General features: G+C 42.1%; 27 protein-coding genes, 6 tRNA genes and 2 pseudogenes. 18 read left to right on the forward strand and 17 right to left on the reverse strand.

Annotated features, from left to right (window positions below):
• Both ACERCF_RS10770 and ACERCF_RS10775 read left to right on the forward strand, forming a co-directional pair.
• Positions 1 to 105 (forward strand): annotated as a pseudogene (locus ACERCF_RS10770) (IS1595 family transposase); the annotation flags it as partial.
• A gap of 140 nt (positions 106 to 245) precedes the next feature.
• The gene (locus ACERCF_RS10775; RefSeq protein WP_373625570.1) at positions 246 to 695 is read left to right on the forward strand and encodes a pseudoazurin; all 450 of its coding nucleotides are present in this window, start codon (positions 246 to 248) and stop codon (positions 693 to 695) included.
• 38 nt (positions 696 to 733) lie between these two features.
• Here ACERCF_RS10775 and torD read toward each other — a convergent pair whose 3' ends face one another.
• The 3 genes and pseudogenes from torD to ACERCF_RS10790 all read right to left on the reverse strand — a co-directional run bounded on the left by torD (position 734) and on the right by ACERCF_RS10790 (position 4,438).
• Complete coding sequence (torD, locus tag ACERCF_RS10780) at positions 734 to 1,309, reverse strand: molecular chaperone TorD (RefSeq protein ID WP_373625571.1); 576 nt, start codon at positions 1,307 to 1,309, stop codon at positions 734 to 736.
• Positions 1,306 to 3,808: pseudogene (gene torA, locus ACERCF_RS10785) on the reverse strand (trimethylamine-N-oxide reductase TorA). Before torA ends, torD begins: the two are co-directional and overlap by 4 nt.
• Before the next feature lie 12 nt (positions 3,809 to 3,820).
• Positions 3,821 to 4,438, reverse strand: coding sequence for a pentahemic C cytochrome (locus ACERCF_RS10790; RefSeq protein ID WP_373625572.1), 618 nt, complete (start codon positions 4,436 to 4,438; stop codon positions 3,821 to 3,823).
• A gap of 190 nt (positions 4,439 to 4,628) precedes the next feature.
• Between ACERCF_RS10790 and glyQ the strand changes: the two genes are divergently transcribed.
• The 11 genes from glyQ (at position 4,629) to xerC (ending at position 12,512) form a co-directional block, all read left to right on the forward strand.
• On the forward strand, positions 4,629 to 5,537 hold the full coding sequence (gene glyQ, locus ACERCF_RS10795) for a glycine--tRNA ligase subunit alpha (protein ID WP_373625573.1): 909 nt from the start codon (positions 4,629 to 4,631) through the stop codon (positions 5,535 to 5,537).
• Positions 5,538 to 5,597: 60 nt separating this feature from the next.
• Positions 5,598 to 5,858 (forward strand): hypothetical protein, encoded by a 261-nt coding sequence (locus ACERCF_RS10800; protein WP_373625574.1) that lies wholly within the window; start codon positions 5,598 to 5,600, stop codon positions 5,856 to 5,858.
• Between the two features lie 42 nt (positions 5,859 to 5,900).
• The gene (locus ACERCF_RS12545; RefSeq protein WP_472853095.1) at positions 5,901 to 6,500 is read left to right on the forward strand and encodes a DUF1016 N-terminal domain-containing protein; all 600 of its coding nucleotides are present in this window, start codon (positions 5,901 to 5,903) and stop codon (positions 6,498 to 6,500) included.
• 42 nt (positions 6,501 to 6,542) lie between these two features.
• Entirely contained in the window at positions 6,543 to 6,938 is a 396-nt protein-coding gene (locus ACERCF_RS12550) for a PDDEXK nuclease domain-containing protein (RefSeq protein ID WP_472853096.1), read from the forward strand.
• A 29-nt stretch (positions 6,939 to 6,967) separates the two neighbouring features.
• The gene (locus tag ACERCF_RS10810; RefSeq protein WP_373625575.1) at positions 6,968 to 7,327 is read left to right on the forward strand and encodes an endonuclease domain-containing protein; all 360 of its coding nucleotides are present in this window, start codon (positions 6,968 to 6,970) and stop codon (positions 7,325 to 7,327) included.
• A 253-nt stretch (positions 7,328 to 7,580) separates the two neighbouring features.
• Positions 7,581 to 8,051, forward strand: coding sequence for a glycyl-tRNA synthetase subunit alpha (locus ACERCF_RS10815; RefSeq protein WP_373625576.1), 471 nt, complete (start codon positions 7,581 to 7,583; stop codon positions 8,049 to 8,051).
• Between the two features lie 24 nt (positions 8,052 to 8,075).
• On the forward strand, positions 8,076 to 10,142 hold the full coding sequence (gene glyS / locus ACERCF_RS10820; RefSeq protein WP_373625577.1) for a glycine--tRNA ligase subunit beta: 2,067 nt from the start codon (positions 8,076 to 8,078) through the stop codon (positions 10,140 to 10,142).
• Positions 10,143 to 10,214: 72 nt separating this feature from the next.
• The gene (locus ACERCF_RS10825; RefSeq protein ID WP_373625578.1) at positions 10,215 to 10,682 is read left to right on the forward strand and encodes a hypothetical protein; all 468 of its coding nucleotides are present in this window, start codon (positions 10,215 to 10,217) and stop codon (positions 10,680 to 10,682) included.
• Positions 10,683 to 10,718: 36 nt separating this feature from the next.
• The gene (locus ACERCF_RS10830; RefSeq protein WP_373625579.1) at positions 10,719 to 11,174 is read left to right on the forward strand and encodes a hypothetical protein; all 456 of its coding nucleotides are present in this window, start codon (positions 10,719 to 10,721) and stop codon (positions 11,172 to 11,174) included.
• A gap of 69 nt (positions 11,175 to 11,243) precedes the next feature.
• Positions 11,244 to 11,534: a DUF5377 family protein gene (locus ACERCF_RS10835; protein ID WP_006249979.1), complete on the forward strand. Its 291-nt coding sequence runs from the start codon at positions 11,244 to 11,246 to the stop codon at positions 11,532 to 11,534.
• Between the two features lie 66 nt (positions 11,535 to 11,600).
• Positions 11,601 to 12,512, forward strand: a complete 912-nt coding sequence (gene xerC, locus ACERCF_RS10840; RefSeq protein ID WP_373612094.1) for a tyrosine recombinase XerC — start codon at positions 11,601 to 11,603, stop codon at positions 12,510 to 12,512.
• On the opposite strand, the gene ACERCF_RS10845 is transcribed toward xerC, so the two are convergent.
• From ACERCF_RS10845 to coaA, 14 genes are all read right to left on the reverse strand, one after another.
• Positions 12,509 to 12,880 (reverse strand): YbaN family protein, encoded by a 372-nt coding sequence (locus tag ACERCF_RS10845; RefSeq protein ID WP_373612096.1) that lies wholly within the window; start codon positions 12,878 to 12,880, stop codon positions 12,509 to 12,511. The genes xerC and ACERCF_RS10845 overlap by 4 nt on opposite strands.
• 131 nt (positions 12,881 to 13,011) lie before the next feature.
• Positions 13,012 to 13,101: transfer RNA gene (locus ACERCF_RS10850), tRNA-Ser, on the reverse strand.
• A 75-nt stretch (positions 13,102 to 13,176) separates the two neighbouring features.
• A tRNA-Ser gene (locus tag ACERCF_RS10855) sits at positions 13,177 to 13,266 on the reverse strand.
• 91 nt (positions 13,267 to 13,357) lie between these two features.
• On the reverse strand, positions 13,358 to 14,449 hold the full coding sequence (gene trmA / locus ACERCF_RS10860; RefSeq protein WP_373612097.1) for a tRNA (uridine(54)-C5)-methyltransferase TrmA: 1,092 nt from the start codon (positions 14,447 to 14,449) through the stop codon (positions 13,358 to 13,360).
• A 71-nt stretch (positions 14,450 to 14,520) separates the two neighbouring features.
• A complete protein-coding gene (locus tag ACERCF_RS10865; RefSeq protein ID WP_373612098.1) occupies positions 14,521 to 14,853 on the reverse strand; it encodes a MaoP family protein in 333 nt (110 codons plus the stop codon).
• Positions 14,854 to 15,028: 175 nt separating this feature from the next.
• A complete protein-coding gene (locus ACERCF_RS10870; RefSeq protein ID WP_373612100.1) occupies positions 15,029 to 15,277 on the reverse strand; it encodes an FAD assembly factor SdhE in 249 nt (82 codons plus the stop codon).
• Complete coding sequence (gene ispH, locus ACERCF_RS10875) at positions 15,277 to 16,221, reverse strand: 4-hydroxy-3-methylbut-2-enyl diphosphate reductase (protein WP_373612101.1); 945 nt, start codon at positions 16,219 to 16,221, stop codon at positions 15,277 to 15,279. The genes ACERCF_RS10870 and ispH overlap by 1 nt, the downstream gene beginning before the upstream one ends.
• Positions 16,222 to 16,710, reverse strand: a complete 489-nt coding sequence (gene lspA, locus ACERCF_RS10880) for a signal peptidase II (protein ID WP_373612103.1) — start codon at positions 16,708 to 16,710, stop codon at positions 16,222 to 16,224.
• Between the two features lie 103 nt (positions 16,711 to 16,813).
• On the reverse strand, positions 16,814 to 17,152 hold the full coding sequence (gene glnB, locus ACERCF_RS10885) for a nitrogen regulatory protein P-II (RefSeq protein WP_373625581.1): 339 nt from the start codon (positions 17,150 to 17,152) through the stop codon (positions 16,814 to 16,816).
• 8 nt (positions 17,153 to 17,160) lie between these two features.
• Positions 17,161 to 17,766, reverse strand: coding sequence for a molybdopterin adenylyltransferase (mog, locus tag ACERCF_RS10890; protein ID WP_373625582.1), 606 nt, complete (start codon positions 17,764 to 17,766; stop codon positions 17,161 to 17,163).
• Positions 17,763 to 18,680 carry a c-type cytochrome biogenesis protein CcmI gene (ccmI, locus tag ACERCF_RS10895; RefSeq protein ID WP_373625584.1) on the reverse strand — a complete coding sequence of 306 codons (918 nt, stop codon included), beginning with the start codon at positions 18,678 to 18,680 and terminating at the stop codon, positions 17,763 to 17,765. Before ccmI ends, mog begins: the two co-directional genes overlap by 4 nt.
• Positions 18,677 to 19,159: a cytochrome c-type biogenesis protein gene (locus ACERCF_RS10900; RefSeq protein WP_373612112.1), complete on the reverse strand. Its 483-nt coding sequence runs from the start codon at positions 19,157 to 19,159 to the stop codon at positions 18,677 to 18,679. The genes ccmI and ACERCF_RS10900 overlap by 4 nt, the downstream gene beginning before the upstream one ends.
• A gap of 8 nt (positions 19,160 to 19,167) precedes the next feature.
• Complete coding sequence (locus tag ACERCF_RS10905; RefSeq protein WP_373625585.1) at positions 19,168 to 19,710, reverse strand: DsbE family thiol:disulfide interchange protein; 543 nt, start codon at positions 19,708 to 19,710, stop codon at positions 19,168 to 19,170.
• 137 nt (positions 19,711 to 19,847) lie between these two features.
• Positions 19,848 to 20,798, reverse strand: a complete 951-nt coding sequence (coaA, locus tag ACERCF_RS10910; RefSeq protein WP_373612107.1) for a type I pantothenate kinase — start codon at positions 20,796 to 20,798, stop codon at positions 19,848 to 19,850.
• A gap of 246 nt (positions 20,799 to 21,044) precedes the next feature.
• Between coaA and ACERCF_RS10915 the strand changes: the two genes are divergently transcribed.
• The 5 genes from ACERCF_RS10915 to ACERCF_RS10935 form a co-directional block, all read left to right on the forward strand.
• Positions 21,045 to 21,120: transfer RNA gene (locus tag ACERCF_RS10915), tRNA-Thr, on the forward strand.
• A gap of 36 nt (positions 21,121 to 21,156) precedes the next feature.
• A tRNA-Tyr gene (locus ACERCF_RS10920) sits at positions 21,157 to 21,241 on the forward strand.
• Positions 21,242 to 21,283: 42 nt separating this feature from the next.
• Positions 21,284 to 21,358: transfer RNA gene (locus tag ACERCF_RS10925), tRNA-Gly, on the forward strand.
• 3 nt (positions 21,359 to 21,361) lie between these two features.
• A tRNA-Thr gene (locus ACERCF_RS10930) sits at positions 21,362 to 21,437 on the forward strand.
• A gap of 114 nt (positions 21,438 to 21,551) precedes the next feature.
• Positions 21,552 to 21,677 (forward strand): GTP-binding protein (locus ACERCF_RS10935; RefSeq protein WP_239991795.1); only part of this gene is annotated, 126 nt, incomplete at its 3' end.

Genomic DNA, 21,677 nt, shown 5'->3' on the forward strand with positions numbered 1-21,677 from the left:
AACCGAAAAAATTTCCCTTTATTCTTGAAGGAATGTGAATTTCGGTTTAACTTTGGTACACCAAAAGAACAGCTCAAAACGTTGCGAAAATGGTGTGAGATTTAGGGCTAATCTACTACAGCCCCTTGCATTTTTTAAACATATCCTCATACATACAAGCGGTTACTTTTTCACAAAAATTTGCAAATCCTGTTAGGCTGGATTAAAGTGCTAGACAGGCTCGTTTGAAAACATAGGAGAAAGATATGGTTAAGCAAACTAAGTTTGGGCGGTTGGCGGTTTTATCGCTTGCGGTGTTTTCGGTTTCAACTTTTGCTGCTCATCACGAAATTAAAATGCTCGATAATAACGCTGAAGGCGGTATGGTGTTTGAGCCGGGTTATTTAAAAGCGGAAGTTGGCGATACAATAACCTTTATCCCAACCGACAAGGGGCATTGGGTGGAAAGCCGTGCAATTCCAGAAGGAGCAGAAAAATTTCTCTCTAAAGAAGATGAAAAATTTACCCTTACGCTAACTCACGAAGGTGTTTATGTTTACTATTGCCCGCCGCACCGCACAATGAATATGAGCGGTATTATTCAAGTAGGTAAGCCTGTAAATCGTGAAGCGGCACAAAAAGAAGTGGAAAAAATCGAAAAACGCACCAAAGAAAACTCAGGGCGTTTGTTTGATTACTTCGATCAAGTTCAGTAATAAAAATTCCCTCAGAGGTAAACTTTGAGGGAATTTTGTTATCTTAAAACCGCTAATAAAAGACGAACCAAAATAGGGTAAAACCTTGTTGTGATAGTCGTCTTTTCTGCTTTTTCTGCGAGCTGAGGCAGCCAAGTCAGCAGTTGATTTTTGATGAAATCGTTGGCTTCTTCGTGCTTATTTTGCTCAATAAGTTGGATTAACACTTCCAAATACACTACAAGATGATCGCTTGGTTCGTTGGTTTCTCGATTAAGCTGGAGTTTGAAACGATCTAAATAGTGATCCATTTTCGCTAAATTGTCAGTGAGGGCGGGATCAACTAAATAAGCAGAAGCATAGGGCAGAGCAGAGGATCTGCCTTCCAGTAAAAAGCATTGAGCAAAGTCGGCGGATAACTCTAAGCGTGGATTTTCAAATAAGCTGAGTTTTTGGATTTCCTCCGCTAAGGCTTTGCTGTGAGAGGTAAAACCCAGTTCAGCTAAAAATGCAAAAAATTGTTGAAATTCGACCGCTTGTAGGGTTTTTAATTGCTCGTTTGAGAGTTCTCGGGCAAGCAGATTACGCAGCCATTGCAGCAGTAGCAATTTTTCTTCTTTTGCTAATGGCATCATAAACGCTCTACCTCAACCGCTCCGTTAAAACCGTTCGGGGCAGGGGCTTCGCCTTGCCATTTTTCCACATTCACTAAGCAGGTGCTTACACAGGTGGCTTGTGAGAGTTTAGACGAGCCAATATCCAGCGTGAGCGTATTTGGGCTACCGTAGGTGTCTAATGCTCCGATGGTTTCATCAATAGGCGAATACCAAGCCCCTTCTTCTAGGCGAACCACGCCAGTTGGGAAGTTGTCTGATAGCACCGCTCCTACTAATACTTGCCCTCGTTCGTTAAAGACTCGCACTAAATCCCCATCTTTAATACTCAATTTTTCAGCATCTTGCGGGTTCATATAAAACGGCTCTCTGCCTTGTACGCTGTAAGTTTCACGCAAACCTTTTGATTCACAAAGCTGTGAATGCAAGCGCTTGTTAGGGGGGCAAGATTGTAGCCAGAAAGGATATTGCTCCGATTTCGGCCCGCCGTGTGAGCGTTCCGCTTTTTCAAACCACATTGGGTGTCCTTTGCAGTCATCGTAGCCGTATTTGGCAATTTTGGTGCTGTAAATTTCGATAAAGCCCGATGGCGTGCCTAAGGCGTGCAGTTCTGGATCTTCTCGGAAGTCAGCGTGGTGAACCCAAGCCTTGCCTTCAGGGAATAGCACAAAGCCTGCTTGCCAAAATTCATCGAAGGTTTTTGGCATTTCAAATTTGCCTCGATTGGCTCGGCGGCATTCGGTATATAAACGGTTGAGCCAGCCTTTTTCATCAAGATTTTGGCAATATTCTTTTGCCTTTCCTTCGCCATAACGGCTACATAAATCTTTGAAAATTTCAAAAATCTTTGAAAATTTCAAAATCAGAGCGAGATTCATACATTGGCTCAACTAATTTTTGCATCGCAATAATGCCTCGATTGCTATATGAGCCGTAGGTGTCAATATCATTTCGTTCAAATGGCGTACAAGCTGGAAGCACAATATCAGCAAAGCGGCAAGTTGCCGTCCAGCTGTAGTTGAGGGTAACCACAGTTTCAAGCTGTTGGAACGCCTTTTTCATTTTGTTGAGATCTGATTGTCTGCTCCATTGATTGCAGCCTGTGAAAATTGCCATTTTGTAAGGGGCGTAAACAATTTTCTTGCCGTTGTAATCAATGGTTTCGCCTGCGTGTAATAAAGAATCTGTGGCACGATCAACAGGAATAACCTCGCTGTAGCTGTTGTAGTCTTTATTGTCATATTTTGGTTTTTGATTTTCATCTAAGTTAGAGGGGAAAGAGCCGGGCGTTGCCGCTCCAGAGCTGGAAACACCAATCGAGCTATAGTGATGAGCATAACTAATTCCACCCCCTGCCAAGCCGATTTGCCCTAACATTGCTGCTAGTACTGCTCCCATCCAATAAGGCTGCTCGCCGTGTTGTTGGCGTTGAATTGCCCAGCCGAAAATCAGTTGTGTGCGTTTTCCTGCCAACATACAGGCAAATTCACGGATTTTATCCGCCGAAATACCACAAATTGGGGCAGCCCATTCAGGCGTTTTTTCGATTTTATCTTCCGTCTCGCCCAATAAATAAGGCACAAATTTTTCAAAGCCTAAGGTGTAAACATCAAGAAAGACTTTATCGTATAAGTTCTCTTTATATAATGTGTGAGCGATTGCCAGCATAAATGGCATATCAGCCTGTGGATTAACATAAAGCTGCTCGCAACCTAAGAAATTTTGGGTTTTACTTTTAACAGGGTCAATGGAAACCACATTGATTTTTTTCTCTGCTACTTTTTGTTTTAACTGCTCTAAATAAGCGTAGGCTTCGTGGGTTTCGCAGTTCCAACCTACTTGTAAATTTTTCACAGGGTCGCTCGCCCAGAAAATTAGATTTTCCGTCTCTTTTAAGATAATCTCCCACGATGTGCCGCCTTGCGAGTAAACCTCTGTGCTCCCTAGCACATAAGGCAGAATTGTTTGCCCTGCACCGGTGGAGTAATCGCCCACCGAACCAACGCTGTAACCGTGCATTGCAATGGCTCGAATCATATGATTTCCGCAACTGTGGAACTGCCCAGAAGAACGCCAACCCACATTTGCCGTATGCAACGCCCAAGGCCCATAATCTTTTTGAATGCGTTCCAGTTCTTCATAGAATAGATCTAATGCCTCCTTCCAGCTCACACGCACAAAGCGGTTATCGCCACGCTGTGTACGATTACTGTTTTGGCGGTTTTTAAGCCAATCTACACGCACCATTAGATAACGCACACGAGCTTCGCTATAAAGCAGATCTTTAATGCCGTTAATCAATTCAGAAGGGTGTTTATCGTGCTCAAAAGGCTTGATTTCGGTTACACGTCCATTTTCCACTTTGGCACGCACCGCACCTCATTGGCAACCTGTGATTTTCCACTCACTTGTTGGCGTACTATTGGCTTTTGCTTCACGAGGAACAAGAAAATTCGGCATTGCAAATGCACCTGCCATAATCGACATATTTTTTAAAAACTGGCGGCGAGAATGTAGCATAATCTTTCTTCTCTATTTTGCAGGGTTGGCATCAGATGCATTCATTTGAAGATAGCGAAGCACTTGTTTTTGTGTGGCTTCGTCCATATCAGTAAAGCCAACCATACCGTTGAATACGGCAATCCATTCGTTTGCATCGTGCATTTTGGTATCACGCTGTTTGTGGCAAACGCTACACTCAGTTTTATAAGTATTTTGTGCGTTTGCCCAAAAATCGGTTAAATCTTGGGTAAATTCTGAATTTTCTACCCACACATTCATTTTTACCTTTTGCCAAATTAAACCTGTGTTCGGATCTTCTTTATCCGCCAAGATTTCTAATGGCGGATTATTGCTAATGAAGTCTTTTTCAAAGATAGCATCGGTAATATTTTTGGCAAAATCGTGATACCAAATTCGCCCAAAGCCTTTGGTTTTTCGCCATAAATTCAACTCAATTTCAGAGGCTTTTGCCGTTGTTTGCACTAATTTAATTTTAGCCCCCGCTTCTAGCTGACCGATTTTCTGCGTTAAATTTTCATCGGCAAATAGAGGAATAATTTCAGTGGTGTAATTTGTTGGATTAGAAAAAGAGAGTATTGGCGTGAGCAATCCCAATAGACAGAGAGCGATTTTCGATAATAATTTCATCATAAACCCCACACTTAATCAGACAAGAAAACTAGGTTATATCTTACACAAATTGAGCAAAAAAGTGTTGATTTACATCATAAAATCGCCTTTATAAAATTTTTGCAAAAAAATCCCAAAAAATGACCGCTTACAGGCTATAATAGCCAGTATTTTTCTACCATTTTTTCAAATTAAAGAGTAAATAGTAATGAGCGAAAAATTTAACGTAAAAACCTTTCAAGGAATGATTTTAGCCCTGCAAGATTACTGGGCAAGCAAAGGTTGCACCATCGTACAACCGTTCGATTTAGAAGTGGGTGCAGGCACATCACACCCGATGACCTGCTTGCGTGCGTTAGGCCCTGAGCCGATGGCGTTTGCCTATGTGCAACCATCACGCCGCCCGACAGACGGCCGCTACGGCGAAAACCCGAACCGTTTACAGCACTACTACCAATTCCAAGTAGTAATTAAGCCATCACCGGATAACATTCAAGAACTCTATCTTGACAGCCTGAAAATGCTCGGTTTCGACCCAACCCAAAACGACATTCGTTTTGTGGAAGACAACTGGGAAAACCCAACCCTCGGGGCGTGGGGCTTGGGCTGGGAAGTGTGGCTGAACGGAATGGAAGTGACCCAATTTACCTACTTCCAGCAAGTTGGTGGCTTGGAATGTAAACCGGTAACGGGCGAAATTACCTACGGCTTAGAGCGTTTGGCGATGTACATTCAAGGCGTGGACAGCGTGTATGACCTTGTTTGGTCTGATGGCGAACTCGGCAAAACCACCTACGGCGACGTGTTCCACCAAAACGAAGTGGAGCAATCCACCTACAACTTTGAATACGCCGATGTGGACTTCCTGTTCCAATGCTTCGAGCAGTACGAAAAAGAAGCCCAATACCTGTTAGGCCTAGAAAGACCGTTACCACTGCCGGCTTACGAACGCATTTTAAAAGCGGCACACAGCTTTAACTTATTAGATGCTCGTAAAGCGATCTCGGTAACTGAACGCCAACGCTACATTCTACGCATTCGCGCCTTAACTAAAGGCGTTGCCGAAGCGTACTATGCAAGCCGTGAAGCATTGGGATTCCCGGGGTGTAAAAAATAAAATTGCTTAATGAAATGTAGGGGCGAAAAATTTTTCGCCCTACGGATATGGATAATGACAATGAAACCAATTTTATACTTCGCCGATTGGTGTCCGGATACCGCCCCATTTGTGGCAAAACTAGACCGCTTGGGCATTGAATATGAATCGTGCGACATCACAAAAAGCGGTGCAAATTTCAAACCTTTTCTCCGCCTGCGTGACCGCCATTCTGCCTTTGACCACGCCAAAACCAACGGCTATATCGGCATTCCGGCATTGCTGATCGAAGGCGAAAAAGTCGTGCTGGATTTGGCTGAATTAGAGGGCATTTTCGGCTAACAAGCGGTTGAATTTAGCGGAAATTTTGCAAAGAAGCCAATAATGAAGACAGTAATAGCAGAGAATTCGGCTAAATTTGTGAATGAAATTTCACAACTCATTCAATCGAGTAAGCAACGAATGACCGTTGCGGTTAATGCAGAATTAACCTTGCTTTATTGGCATATCGGAAAACGGATCAATGACTATATTTTGCAGGGTGAACGTGCGGAATATGGGCAAGAAGTGGTGAAAAATCTTGCTCAAAGTCTGCTGACGGAGCAATTTGGTAAAGGTTGGAGTAAACGCCATTTAAATTATACGATGCAATTTGCTGCAACTTTCCCTAATTTGGAAATTGTGCACGCACTGCGTGCACAATTAAGCTGGACACATTTTAAGCAGATTATTCATATTGATGATCCAACAAAGCGAGAGTTCTATGCAACAATGGCTGCACAGGAGCGTTGGAGTACAAGGACATTAGAAGATCGCATTGGCTCATTGTTGTTTGAACGTACGGCAATTCCCAACAAGCCCAATGAAACTATTATCGCTGAATTGAGTTTGCTACGTGACAAAGGCGAATATAATCAGTCAATGGTGTTGAAAGATCCGTATATTTTGGATTTTCTCGACCTTAACGATCGTTATATGGAGTGAGATCTCGAAGATGCGATTTTACGAGAGATCGAACAGTTTTTACTGGAACTTGGGGCGGGTTTTACCTTTGTCGCCCGCCAAAAACGGATTCAGATTGATAATGATGATTTCTATATCGATCTGCTGTTTTACAATCGTAAACTCAAACGCCTGATTGCGATTGAACTGAAAACCGAAAGCTTCAAACATTCCCACAAAAGCCAAATGGAACTCTATTTGGCGTGGCTGGCGAAACACGAGCAAGAAGCGGATGAAAACCCACCGCTTGGAATTATTCTCTGCACCAGCAAAAAGCAGGAGCAAGTGGAATTGTTGGATTTGAAAAATGCCGATATTCATATTGCGGAATATATGACGGTGTTGCCGAGTAAAGCGGTATTAGAACAGCGGTTACATTTGGCGGTGGAAAGGGCGAAAGAGCGGTTTTTGGTAAAATAACAAGCGGTTAAAATCAACGGAAATGTTGCATGAAACCTTATATCAAATCGCTAAAACCGAATTCGCAGAAATTGCGAACGGCACAAACTGAGGCGGAGAAGCGGCTTTGGTATCGTATTCGGGGCGATCAACTGGGCGTTCGTTTTTATCGGCAGAAACCGTTGTTAAGCTATATTGTCGATTTCTACTGCCCGAAAGCAAAATTAGTGGTTGAGTTAGACGGTGGGCAACATTATGAGCCTGAACATCAAGCAAATGATAAAATCCGAGATACAGAATTGGCTTCACTTGGTTTAAGCGTTCTTCGATTTGATAATTACCAAGTGATGACCGAGATTGAAAGTGTGATAGAAGCGATTTGGTTGCATATTCAGGCGGTGAGGGAATAGGGTGTTTTCTCCGTGAATATAGTCTGCCAAATCTCCCCCTCCCCTCTTTGCTAAAGAGGGGTGATCATTCAGTGAATAATTCTAGCTAATCTGGCTCTTTACGATCTTGATGAAGAAAGATAATGAAGACAGATGAGCTAAAAATTTACGGCAATCTAGTTCCCTCTTTAGCAAAGAGGGGTTAGGGGAGATTTGGCAGAAGTGAAAACGAAGTGAGAGATTTATACTTCAATATAAGTTAGGAGCATATAGAATGAATTATTGGTTAGTTGGTGCCAAGTGGGGTGGTTCAGAAGAAGCTTTAGATATTTTCTTAAAAAGAGGCTATTGGTATTGTTGGGATATAGCTGAAGATGATTTTCCAACAGAGTCATTTAAAGGTGGAAATTCAATAGCTCGTCAATTATCTTCTTTTAAAGATATAGAGAAAAATGATCGAATTGCTGTTAAGCGATTATGTGGTCAAGGCTCGGCAGAAATGCGAATTCTAGCCATAGGTGTAGTCAAAGATGTTTGCTTCGAAGAACATAGAATTTATATAAATTGGATAGCTGTGTCTAGTGAAGTAGTAAATGATCCACAATTTAACGATATTGAATTACCTACTATTCATTTTGAAGAAAGAAGAGTAGAGCTAGGCGGTTGTGTATCTTCCATTCATGGACCATACTCTCTACACTCAGAGTATGACAAAGATTGGCTACAAAAGATATTTTATATTTAGATTTTGGTAATTAGAGAAAACAAAATGACAACACAAAACTTCCTTGCCGAGATCGGCACAGAAGAGCTGCCACCGAAGGCGCTCAAAAAATTAGCGACCGCGTTTGCGGAGAATGTAGAGCAAGAGTTGAACCAAGCGGGTTTGGCTTTTGAGAAAGTGGAATGGTTTGCTGCCCCTCGCCGTTTGGCGGTGAAGGTGTTGAGCCTTGCGGAAAGCCAGCCGAGTAAAGCGGTTGAGAAGCGTGGGCCGGCGGTGTCGGCGGCGTTTGATGCCGAAGGCAAGCCGACTAAGGCAGCGGAAGGCTGGGCGAAGGGCTGCGGGATTACCGTAGAGCAAGCTGAGCGTATTGCCACCGACAAAGGTGAATGGCTGGTGCATCGTGCGGTGATTGAAGGTCAGCCGACTAAAAACTTGCTGGTCGATATTATCGCAAAATCACTGGCGAACTTGCCAATTCCGAAAACTATGCGTTGGGGCGATAAGAGCGAGCAATTCGTCCGCCCTGTGCATACTGTCACCCTTTTATTCGGTGCAGATCTGATTGAAGGCGAAATTTTAGGCGTGAAAAGCGGACGCACCATTCGTGGTCACCGTTTCTTAGGCGAACGAGAGTTCCAAATCGACAATGCAGATCAATATCCGCAACTATTAAAAGATCGTGGATCGGTGGTGGCGGATTTCAACGAACGAAAATCGTTGATCCTTGCAAAATCTCAGGAAAAAGCGACTGCTTTGGGCGGCATTGCCGATATTGAAGAAGATTTGCTGGACGAAGTAACCTCGCTGGTGGAATACCCGAACGTACTCACCGCCAAGTTTGAAGAGCGTTTCCTTGCCGTGCCGGCAGAAGCCTTGGTTTATACAATGAAAGGCGACCAAAAATACTTCCCGATTTACGATGAAGACGGCAAATTGTTACCGCACTTTATTTTTGTGTCGAACATCAACCCAGACGATCCAAGCAAAATCATCGAGGGTAATGAAAAAGTTGTTCGCCCACGTTTGACCGATGCGGAGTTCTTCTTCAAAACCGACTTAAAACAGAAACTGGAAGACCAATTGCCACGCCTTGAAACTGTGTTGTTCCAACAACAGCTTGGTACATTGCGTGATAAAACTGCTCGTATTGAAGCGTTAGCAGGCGAAATTGCCGCTCAAATCGGGGCAGATCAAACCAAAGCGAAACGGGCGGGCTTGCTTTCTAAATGCGACTTGATGACCAATATGGTGTTTGAATTTACTGACACGCAAGGCGTAATGGGAATGCACTATGCACGAGCGGATGGCGAAGATGAAGAAGTAGCAGTGGCACTGAACGAGCAGTATATGCCTCGTTTTGCCGGCGATAACTTGCCGAACAGCTTAGTGGCTTGCTCTGTGGCATTGGCGGATAAATTCGACACGCTGACAGGGATTTTCGGTATCGGTCAAGCTCCAAAAGGCAGTGCCGACCCGTTCGCCCTTCGCCGTGCGGCGTTAGGTTCTCTGCGAATTATTGTGGAGAAAAACTTACCGCTGGATTTAACTGATTTAGTAGAAAAATCAGCGGCTTTGTTTGGCGATAAACTTACTAATAAAAATGTGGTTGAAGACGTGGTGGACTTTATGCTCGGCCGCTTCCGTGCGTGGTATGAAAGCGAAGGCATTGCGGTGGATGTGATTCAATCGGTATTGGCTCGCCGTCCTACCAAGCCTGCAGATTTCGATGCCCGTGTGCGTGCGGTGTCGCACTTCCGCACGCTTGAGAGTGCCGAAGCCTTAGCGGCAGCGAACAAGCGTGTAAGCAACATTCTGGCGAAAGCGGATATTGCCATCGGCGAGATCGATTTAACCGCTTGCGTAGAGCCTGCGGAAAAAGTGTTAGCCGAAGCAGTTATCGCACTGAAAGCCGACGTTCAGCCGTTAATCGCACAGGGCGACTACACGGCGGTTCTCGACAAATTAGCGAACCTCCGCCAGCCAGTTGATGCGTTCTTTGATGGCGTGATGGTGAATGCCGAAGACCAAAAACTGCGTCAAAACCGTTTAGCGATTTTAAGCACGCTACAAGGCTTATTCCTGCAAGTAGCAGATATCTCGCTTTTGCAGTAATTGCAAAATTTTAATGAAAGAAGACCGCTTGCAAGCGGTCTTTTTCCGAAGAAAATTTACAAAGGAATTGGAATGAAAAAATGTTTCCTCTCGTTAATCTTATTTTTGGCTAATCCAGCTATCGCTTTCGACCCCATCGAAGAGGGCTTTGCTCATGGGGCAAAAGCCTTACAGCAAAATGATCTGAAACAAGCTGCAGAAATTTGGTTTCCGCTTGCTGAAAGAGGGCACGCAGGTTCACTCATTTATTTTTTCTATGTGTTAAGCCAAGATCTCTCATTAGCAGCATCAAACCCGAAAATGATGAATTTGCTGATGAAAATGGCTCAATATAATGATGCTGATCCAATCCAATATAATCAATCTGAACAAATTTTGCTCTGGAAAGTGTATCAAGAACATAAATTGTTCGATAAAGCGGAGGCTTGGCTGAAGAAAATTGGCAAAACGGCGGCGGAAGCAGAAGCCATTTTTCAGCAAGATAAAGCCAATGCCAAAGTGGTGTTAGATGATTTTAAAAAGGGTTATCCTAATAACTAATACTTACAAGCGGTCTTTTTTCGAGGAAAATTTACAATGAAAGGCTATTTTCTTTCCCTTTGTTTGATGGGACTAAGTGCGGTTGCTTCCGCTAATGAAACGCTCATCACGCTGTTTGAGTGCAAAACCAATAAAAATCAGCAGTTGAATTTAGTGCTGTCTGGTTCAACCTTGAACTTTATGCGCCAGGGCGAAGTGGAGTATCAACAGGATTTATCGACCACTTATCTGCACTCTTATGCCAACGGTCAGCAGTTAATGGTGCCGCATAACGGAAATTGGCATCTGTTTGAAGAAACACAATCCACTACAGGCTTTACCCATGTTGAGCTGCTTGTCAGAAATGCGGAAAGTGGGAAAGTGATGGAATTTCAAGAGTGTGAGAGTGAGGTAGATTCTGTGATTGGCTTGCTTTCGCCCAGAGAGATTACACCGATTCCTGATGATTTAGCGGATTGGTTATTTGAAGTATCGAATAAATATTTGCCTTAATAGTTGGGAAGCTAGAAAATTTAGACTATCTTGATTAAAATAGTGGCGTTTATAAAAGAGGAAAACACAATGTCAGTAAAAACCGAAGTTTTATTTAGCAATCATTGGAATGTTCGAGTGAGCGATCCGGGCTTTGAAGGCTCGCCAAGCCACTATTTTGAAACCGTATATTTAACGCTTGAAGCCTTTATTAACGGCGAAAATGTGCATTATGAATTTACGCGTAAAGTTGAGCAAGAAGTGAAAACCCACCGCAGTTTTACTGATGTGAATGAGTTGTTTGAATTTCTCGGCGAATATTTAAGCCCTGTCGCACTTGGTAATGTTGGCGTGCGTATTGGGCAGCTTGGGTTAGCTTAAATTTGAAGGACAAATTTTTTGCCCTTACAAAATTTTCCTAAAAATTAACCGCTTGTTACTACGTTTATGATCATCTCTAACCCCCTTTTCCAACAAACCCAGCCCTATTGGGATTTCTTACGCATTGAAAAGCAAGTTAGCCCACACACCTTGAGCAATTATCAACGTCAATTAATGGCGGTGAGCGAGCTTTTTTCGCAAGCAGGCATTGAGCATTGGGAGGAGGTAGAAAGTAGCTCTGTGCGTTGGATGTTAAGCCAAAGCCATAAGCAAGGGCTGAGTGCGAAAAGTATCGGCTTGCGGCTGGTGGCATTGCGTCAATGGTTTGTCTATTTGATTAAAGTGGGGAGAATGACCGCAAACCCGACTTTAGGGGTAAAATCACCAAAAGTGGGTAAACATTTACCGAAGAATATTGATGCGGAGCAGGTAGGGCAGTTGCTGGCGATTGAAAGCGATGATCCAAGCGATATTCGAGATATTGCAATGATGGAGCTGATGTATAGCTCTGGCTTGCGTTTATCGGAACTGCATGGACTGAATTTGGGCGATATGGATTTGTCAGCTCAAGAAGTGCGAGTGCAAGGTAAGGGCAGTAAAGAGCGGATTGTGCCGATTGGCTCGCAAGCGTTGAAAGCATTAAATCGCTGGTTGGAAATGCGTTTGCAATTTAATCCGCAGGATAATGCGGTGTTTCTGAATAAGCGGGGCGGGCGGTTATCTCATCGTTCCATTCAGTTGGCAATGAAGAAATGGGGTGAGCGACAAGGGCTGGAAAACCATCTGCACCCACATAAATTACGCCACTCTTTTGCAACTCATATGCTGGAAGCAAGTGGCGATTTACGGGCGGTTCAGGAATTGTTAGGGCATAGTAGCCTGTCCACCACTCAAATTTATACGCACTTAGATTTCCAACATCTTGCAAAAATTTATGATTCCACCCACCCAAGAGCAAGGCGGAAAAATGAAGATTAAGCCTGTTTTGGCTCAAGGGTTTTGATTTTAAAGAAGAAATACCAATATTGAATAACGACTAAAACGGCTACAGCAATTTTCCCGCCAATATGTGGTAGAGTTAAAAGGGCAAGCAGCGTAAACGGAAAGGCAATAGCTAAAATCGTGATTTTTTGCTTCATCGTCATTGCCCGTTTCTCATCATATTCCTGCAAATATTTTTTATACAGCTTGGTTTGAATAAACCACAAACGCATTTTTTCTGAGCCTTTGGTAAAACAGAATAAGGCTAGCAGTAAAAATGGCGTAGTCGGCAAGCCGGGCAACACCGCTCCGATAATGCCTAAACCAATGCAAATAAAGCCGCAGATAATATAAAGTAATTTCATCGTAAAATTTAGTTTTTGAGAATAAATCGCAATTATACTAAAGGAAGCAGGAGGGGATTTCAAACTATTTCTGCGATAGCAAGCGGCAAATAGAAATAAAAAAACCTACTGATTGCTCAGCAGGTTAAATATGGCGGAGGAAGTGAGATTCGAACTCACGGAGGGCGTTAACCCTCGCCGGTTTTCAAGACCGGTGCATTCAACCGCTCTGCCATTCCTCCAGGTTGAATTTGATTTAGATTATGTTTTCTTAAATGAGAAAATCTGCTGATAAACATCAACAGACTTAAATTTGATGGCGGAGGAAGTGAGATTCGAACTCACGGAGGGCGTTAACCCTCGCCGGTTTTCAAGACCGGTGCATTCAACCGCTCTGCCATTCCTCCGTTGAAAACGTTGCAATAATAGAGATTTATCCAATTATCGTCAAGTAATAAATCTTAAAATCCGCCTATTCGTTCTTTTTTTCAGCACAATTTATTTTCTAATTAACCAAACGCCGCTTTCAATATGGTGGGTGTAAGGAAATTGGTCAAAAAGAGCCGCTCTTTCAATTCGATGGGTTTGGCTTAATTGCTGTAAGTTCTCGGCAAGTGTTTCCGGATTACAAGAAATATAGAGAATTCGCTCATAAGCCTGCACCATATCTAGCGTGGCTTGATCTAACCCTGCTCGTGGTGGATCGACAAAAATAGTGTTGCAATCATAGGCTTTTAAGTCAATCCCTTTTAAGCGATAAAATTCACGCACGCCATTCATCGCTTGGGTAAATTCTTCGGCGGACATTCGGATAATCTGTAAATTATCCACTCCGTTTTTCTCAATATTATATTGTGCTGATTGTACGGAAGATTTTGAAATTTCTGTTGCCAGCACCTTGCGGAAATTCTCTGCTAAGGCAATAGAGAAATTACCGTTGCCGCAGTAAAGCTCAAGTAAATCGCCTTTGCTATTTTTAGTGCAGTTTCTCGCCCATTCCAACATTTTAATGTTCATTTCCGCATTTGGCTGAGTAAAGCTGTTTTCCACTTGGCGATAAACATATTTTTTACCATCAATCGGCAATACTTCTTCCACATAATCACAGTCTAAGGCGATTTTTTGCTTATTCGCTCGCCCGATAATCTGCACATTAAAGCCTTGTTGTGTTAAACGATTTTTTAGAGCTTGAGCTTGTTCAATCCATTTATCATCAAGTGTTTTGTGATAAAGCATTGATACCGCAATTTCACCGCTTAACGTACTTAAATAATCCACTTGGAACAGCTTACGAGTTAGGATTCCATTGCCTTGAATGTCTACCAGCAACGCTTGCATCATTCGGTTAATCAGTTCACTTGCAATCGGGAAACTATCGACACGATAACGTTCTTTGGTTTCTGGGTTGAACATAATGTGGTAAAGCGAGCCGTCTTCGTGCCAAACCCGAAATTCCGCACGCATACGGAAATGGCTTGGCTTAGAGGCAAACACTTCTAGCTCAGGAGTATTAAAAGGCTTGAGTAAAGCGGTCAAATTTTCGGTTTTTTTTGCAAGAAGATCGGAATATTGTTCAATCGGGAGTGTCATTTTTTACCACAAACAGAAAATGAAAAAACAAACCACGAATCGCTTCGTGGTTTTATCGCATAAATTTAAACTTATTCAGCCGCACTGAAATCATCGCCGGAATCGCTGCCCGCATTACCTGAAAGGGTATAAATGCGTTTAGTTTTGCTGGTAAGCGTACGGTATTTTAACCACGCTTTTTCGATATCGCTTTGTGCGGTTTCTTCGCCTTTCATTACAGCAACCAAGCGTTTTTCTTCTGCGGTTTTAGGTTTACGTTCGCCCGTTTCTAAAGCCAAGCACGCTTGACCGAACTGCTCTAAAGTTTGTGATTCACGAATGGTGTAATCACCGTGGCGAGAAAAGCCACGAGGGTAATTTTTATCATCGAAAAAACGGCGTGTAACGCTAAAACTATCTGCCATAATATGCCTCATTGTGTGAAATTAGGGAAAAGAAAATCGGCATACATTAAACAAAAATAGCGAATAAATCAAGGTTTAATGCCAACAAGCGGTGAAATTTAGCGAATTTTTTGCAAATTGGGTTTACATAATGTTTATAAAAAAGAACCGCTTGTATTTTACAAGCGGTAGGGAATTAACGCTCAATCTTATCTCGCATTAACTCAATTAACGCTGCGATCTCGGGCGTTGGGGCTGGCACTTGTAACATTACCCAGCGGAAGAGTTCAGGGTCGGTGTAGCCTAGCATTTCTACAAAGGCTTGTTGTTGGTTTTCGGTAAGTTCATCAAAATGATTTTTGTAAAATGGCATAATCATTTTGTCTAACTCACGCATACCTCGACGGCATTCCCATTCAAGTTTAAAGCGGTTAATTTCTGCCATTATTTTACCTCTTTAATGCGGAGTTCTTTTGGTACTTCAAACACCACATCTTCTTCATTGCCTTCAAGGGTTTCCACTTCCGTAACACCCAATGTTTTTAAGTGTGAAATAACCGATTGTACTAATACTTCAGGGGCAGACGCACCTGCGGTAATACCGATGGTTTGAACGCCTTCTAGCCAAGCTGGATCAATATCTTGCGGGCCATCAATCAGTTTTGACATCACCCCCATTCGAGAAGCCAGTTCAGCTAAACGGTTTGAGTTAGAGGAGTTTTTAGAGCCGACCACAAGCACTAACTGCGATTGTTCCGCTAATTCACGCACAGCGTGTTGGCGGTTGGTAGTAGCGTAGCAAATATCGTTTTTACGAGGCCCTTGAATTGCAGGGTATTTCTCTTTCAACGCATCAATCACGCCGATAGTATCATCAATGGATAGCGTGGTTTGCGTCATAAAAGTGAGTTCATCACTGTTAGATACAGGCAGATTGGTAATATCTTCTACCGATTCCACCAAATAAATACCGCCTTCTTCGTTGCTATATTGCCCCATTGTGCCGATGACTTCAGGGTGTCCTTCGTGTCCGATTAAAATGGCTTTTGTGCCTTTTTTGCTGGCACGAGCAACCTGCATATGCACTTTGGTTACGAGCGGACAAGTAGCATCAAACACTTTTAAACCACGACTTTTCGCTTCTTGGCGAACTGCTTGCGACACGCCGTGAGCGGAGAAAATCACAATCGCATCATCAGGCACTTCGTCTAATTCTTCCACGAAGATTGCTCCTTTCGCTTTTAAACCATCAACTACAAATTTGTTGTGAACGACTTCGTGGCGAACATAAATCGGTGCACCGTGAATTTCTAATGCGAGTTCCACAATCGAAATGGCTCTATCTACGCCAGCACAGAACCCACGAGGGTTTGCTAATAAAACTTTCATTTAATCACTCTTACTTGGTTTTTCTTTTTTCGTTATAAAGGCTTCTAAAATCAGTAAGCCTGCACCCACACAGATGGCAATATCCGCCACGTTAAAGACAGGATAATGGTAAATATCCCAATAAAAATGGAGAAAATCGACAACATAGCCGTGATATGCACGGTCAATCGCATTACCAATCGCTCCGCCAATAATGAGAGCGTATGCAGAATTTTCTAATTTTTTGACCGCTTGATTTTTCCATAATGCCACAATTAAGGCGAGGGAAATTACTACTGCTAGCCCTAAGAAGAAATATTTTTGCCAACCAGAATGATCGGCAAGAAAACTAAACGCTGCACCGTAATTGCGTGCGTAAGTTAAGTTAAAAATCGGCAGAATATTAATACTTTCGCCAAAGTCAAAATTTTGTACCACGATATATTTTGACCAGAGGTCAATAATAATGGTAACGACACTAATCCAAAGGAATGTTAATCCTGTTTTCATTTCATTTTCCAAATTTAGGGGCGTACATTGTACGCCCATTTGATTATTCAGATGTATATTATACGCCCAGACAAGCGGTTCATTTTACAAGATTTTTTGCAAATTAGATCGCTTCTTCGTTTTCTTCGCCTGTACGAATACGGATAACTCTGCCGACATCATAGACAAAAATTTTGCCATCGCCAATTTTGCCAGTTTGGGCGGTTTCCATAATCGCCTCAATGCACCGTTCTTCCAGCTCGTCAGGGATCACAATTTCCACTTTCACTTTTGGTAGAAAATCAATGGCATATTCCGCACCTCGATAAAGCTCAGTATGCCCTTTTTGTCTGCCAAACCCTTTGATTTCAGTAATGCTCATACCGCTAATGCCCACGTCTGTTAGGGCTTCACGCACGTCATCTAGTTTGAATGGTTTGATGATCGCTTCAATTTTTTTCATTGCTATTCCTATTTTTCTCTGCGAGCTGATTTCGGGCGGAAACTTTCGCACACTTGTGGATTGGTCTCGACATAAATTTCACTTAAAAGTTGTAAGCAATAAGGCACGGCACTAAAAATGCCTTTTACTAACACTTTGCCATTTTCATCTTTTACCCCTTCAAGGGTTTCTTTAATCGCTTTTGGTTGTCCGGGTAAGTTGAGAATTAAGCTCTCATTGCGGATAACCCCAACTTGGCGAGAGAGAATGGCAGTTGGCACGAAGTGAAGGCTCACTTGTCGCATCTGTTCGCCAAAGCCTGGCATTTCTCGGTGAGCAACCGCAAGCGTAGCATCAGGGGTAACATCACGTTTTGCTGGACCTGTGCCGCCTGTGGTTAAAACCAAATGGCAAGCGTGATTATCCACCAAATCAATCAAGGTTTGCTCAATGAGCGGTTGCTCATCTGCAATTAGGCGGCTTTCTAGCTCAAAATCATCGCACAATGCAGCGTTTAACCAAGCTTCCAATTCAGGGATACCTTGATCTTGATAAACCCCTTGCGAGGCTCGGTCGGATACAGATACCAAGCCGATTTTCAATTTTTCTTTACTGGGCGATTTACAAGCGGTCATTTTTTCTCACTTTTTTGCAATTGTAGTTCTTGTTTATCTTTTTCACTTAAATTCGATAATGCCATATTGAAGCTACGTTCAATCGTTACTTTACGAGGGTCGTCATCTGGCAACAGTTTTAACATCATTCCCCACGTCATCGCTGCCATTTTGAAATCTTCTTTTTCAAACGAGTGGAAGGCAAGCAAACTCAGGGCATTAAAGTTTGTATGGTCTTTGCGGATAATCTCTTTTAATAGAGCCTCTCCCTGATTTTTATCTTCTTCCGCATTAGAGAAAAGTAGGAGTTGAGCGTGGCTGAGTTTATATTCGATGTTATCAGGTTTTAATTCCGCAGCTTTGCTAAAGGCATCGTGAGCTAATTGACCATCATCTAACGCCATACCGATTTGTCCGAGCATATACCATTTTTGGTCATCGTTTGGATTTTTTTGTAAATCCACGCGTAATGCCATTGCAAATTGGTTCATCTCTTCGGTTGAAAGTGGATTTGTTGTTTGCGTTTTTAAACGCTCATAAAAACCGTCTAACTTCTGATGAGTAGTGTCTAACATTGAAGTAGAGAACCAAGAGCCTACATTGCTGTAAACCGCAAAACTAATACCGCCTACAAATAAAATCAGTGAAACAAACCACGCCTTGCCGAGCTTTAATTTTTCGCCTTGCACGTTCTCGGCATTTTCAGGAATGTCGTCTAATAAATTTTGTTGCAGCTCTAACTTTGTTTGTTCAGGATCGTCAATGATCCCTTTATTGGCTTCGCTTTCAACTTCTTTTAAACGATCAAAATAGAAAGCTTTATTTAAGCTATCTCGTTTACTGGCATCAATTTGTTTATTTCGTTTCAATAAAGGATAAAACGCAATGGCACAAACAATTAACGTAATAAAAATAATGGCTATCCAGAAACTCATTTGCTGTCCTTATTTAAAATTTGGTTAAGACGCTCTTGCTCATCTTGATTTAATTGTTGAGCTGGTTTTGCAAAATTTTGTGAAGAATTGACCGCTTGCGGTTTCGCTTTTTTGCGACGTAACACAATGCCAAGCCCCAATGCAATTAAAATTAACGGCAGAACCCAAAGCATAATAGTCGCAGGCGTAAGTGGCGGATCGTAGGTAACGAAATTACCATAGCGTTCAATCATATAATCAACCACTTCATCTTTGCTTTTTCCTTCTTTCAGTAATTCAAAAGTTTTTGCCCGCATATCAGTTGCAATGGTGGCGTTGGAGTCTGCAATATTGTTATTTTGACATTGCGGGCAACGTAGTTCTTGGATTAAGGCTCGATAATCAGCCTCTTGTTTTGGGCTATCAAATTCGTGAAGCTCAACAGGGGCAGACATTGCCACAGAACTTGCAAAAATAAAGAATAAGCTAAACTTTTTCATTGTTTTCATCACTCTTTTAATTTGTCATAAATCGGTTTCAGAACGTTATTCCATACTTGGTCGTCTACATCACCTGCGTGGCGGTATTTGATGACTCCATTACCATCAATAATAAAGGTTTCAGGAGCTCCATAAACACCTAAATCTAGACCAAGCGAGCCTTTAGGGTCAAAGATAATGGCTTTATATGGATTGCCATAGTTAGCCAAGAATTTTAAGGCTTTCGGGCGTTCGTCCTTATAATCAATGCCCACAATCTCCACGCCTTGCTTCGCTAAAATGGTCAGATATTCGTGTTCAGCATAACAAGTTGGACACCAAGTTGCCCACACATTTAATAAACGAGGTTTGCCCGTTTTTACCACATCTTGATTAACTTGTTCTTTCTCATCAAGCAGAGATTCTAAGCTGAAATTAGGGATAGTTTTGCCGATGAGGGCAGATTCCAATTTTTTCGGATCATCGCCTTGCGAGTTGCGTGCAAGTTGAACCAAAAATGCCACAGATAACGCTAAAAACAGAATTAAAGGAAGTAGAAATTTTTTGTTCATGGTGTATGCCTAATATCAATCACTCTTAAAGTTGCTAGCTTACCAAAAAATAGCCGAATAAGCATTGATTTAAATAAAAAATCCGTTGGGTTGTGTTCAACGGATTTTGGGCGTTACAAGCGGTCAAAAAAGTGAAATTATTTGCGTAATTTTACGGTTTCAATGGCGTGTTCTTGCCCTTTTATCAAAATGAGATTGGCTCGCTCACGGCTTGGTAAAATATTTTGGCGTAAATTTAACCCATTAATCTCTTCCCAGATGGTTGAGGCTGTTTCAATCGCTTCTTGCTCCGATAATCTTGAATAGTGATGGAAATAAGAGTTTGGATCAGCAAAAGCACTACGGCGGAATTTTAAGAAACGGTTGATGTACCATTTCTTTAAAAGTTCTTCTTCAGCGTCAACATAAATTGAAAAATCGACAAAATCTGATACGAACACATTATGTGGGCTAGAAGGGTAGTTCATTCCACTTTGTAACACGTTCAAGCCTTCTAAAATGACAATATCAGGTTGATCCACCACATTAAATTGATCGGGAATAATGTCATAAGTTAAATGGGAATAGATAGGTGCTTTCACATTCCGCTCACCTGATTTAATATCAGACACAAACCGAATAAGGCTATGAATATCATAAGATTCAGGAAAGCCTTTTTTCTTCAGCAAGTTCTTTTCAGTTAATATTGCAAGTGGATATAAAAAACCATCGGTGGTAATTAAATCAACTTTTCTCTCTTTCGGGTAATGTGAGAGTAGAGCTTGCAAAATACGAGCAGAAGTGCTTTTACCCACCGAAACACTGCCAGCAATGCTAATAATATAAGGCACTTTCGGTGTTTCAATGCCAAGAAAACGGTGTAAAACGGTCTGACGTTTTAAATTCTCTTCTATATAGTATTGAATTAAACGAGCAAGTGGGAGGTAAATTGTACGCACTTCTTCTAAAGAAAGATCTTCATTAAAGCCTAATAGGGGTTTTAAATCTTGCTCGGTTAGCTTTAATGGCACAGATTTGCGTAAATCTGCCCATTGTTGACGATCAAAAGTGAGAAAAGGAGTAATTTTTGTGTTTTTTTCAAGGCTCATAGCCAAAATCTCAATTTTTTTGGTGAGGATAAATGTATTTTATACCTGAAATAAGGTGGTAACTATACAATAGATGAACTATTTTTGCCCTATTTATTGGCGTAGAACCATATATCTTTTACAAAAAATAGTCATTTTGTATATTTAAAAGTCGAAAGAGTGATTTTTTTAATATTTTTTTAAAAAACACTTGCACAGCGTCAAAATTTCCCTATAATGCACATCACTTGCTTACGACACAGCAATGCCGACTTAGCTCAGTAGGTAGAGCAACTGACTTGTAATCAGTAGGTCACCAGTTCGATTCCGGTAGTCGGCACCATTATTGCTTAAATGTAAATGAGTATTCAAATATCGTGGAGGGGTTCCCGAGCGGCCAAAGGGGGCAGACTGTAAATCTGTTGGCTCAGCCTTCGAAGGTTCGAATCCTTCTCCCTCCACCATTTCTGATTTTTGAATCGTGCAGGACAGACGAATTTAGAACAGCGGGCATCGTATAATGGCTATTACCTTAGCCTTCCAAGCTAATGATGCGGGTTCGATTCCCGCTGCCCGCTCCAAACGCTGATATAGCTCAGTTGGTAGAGCGCACCCTTGGTAAGGGTGAGGTCGGCGGTTCAAATCCGCCTATCAGCACCACTTCTTCTAACTTCACTCTTTCCTATAAGTTTCAATTAGTATTAATTTCTACATTATGGTTAATGGGTTCTTTTGTTCCATTGTAACCGTTTTTGTTTAAGAGGCTTTTAGAAAATGTCTAAAGAAAAATTTGAACGTACAAAACCGCACGTTAACGTGGGTACAATCGGCCACGTTGACCATGGTAAAACAACTTTAACAGCAGCAATCACAACTGTATTATCAAAACACTTTGGTGGT

The organism is Mannheimia kashgarensis (genome assembly GCF_041807705.1).
Lineage (GTDB): Bacteria > Pseudomonadota > Gammaproteobacteria > Enterobacterales > Pasteurellaceae > Mannheimia.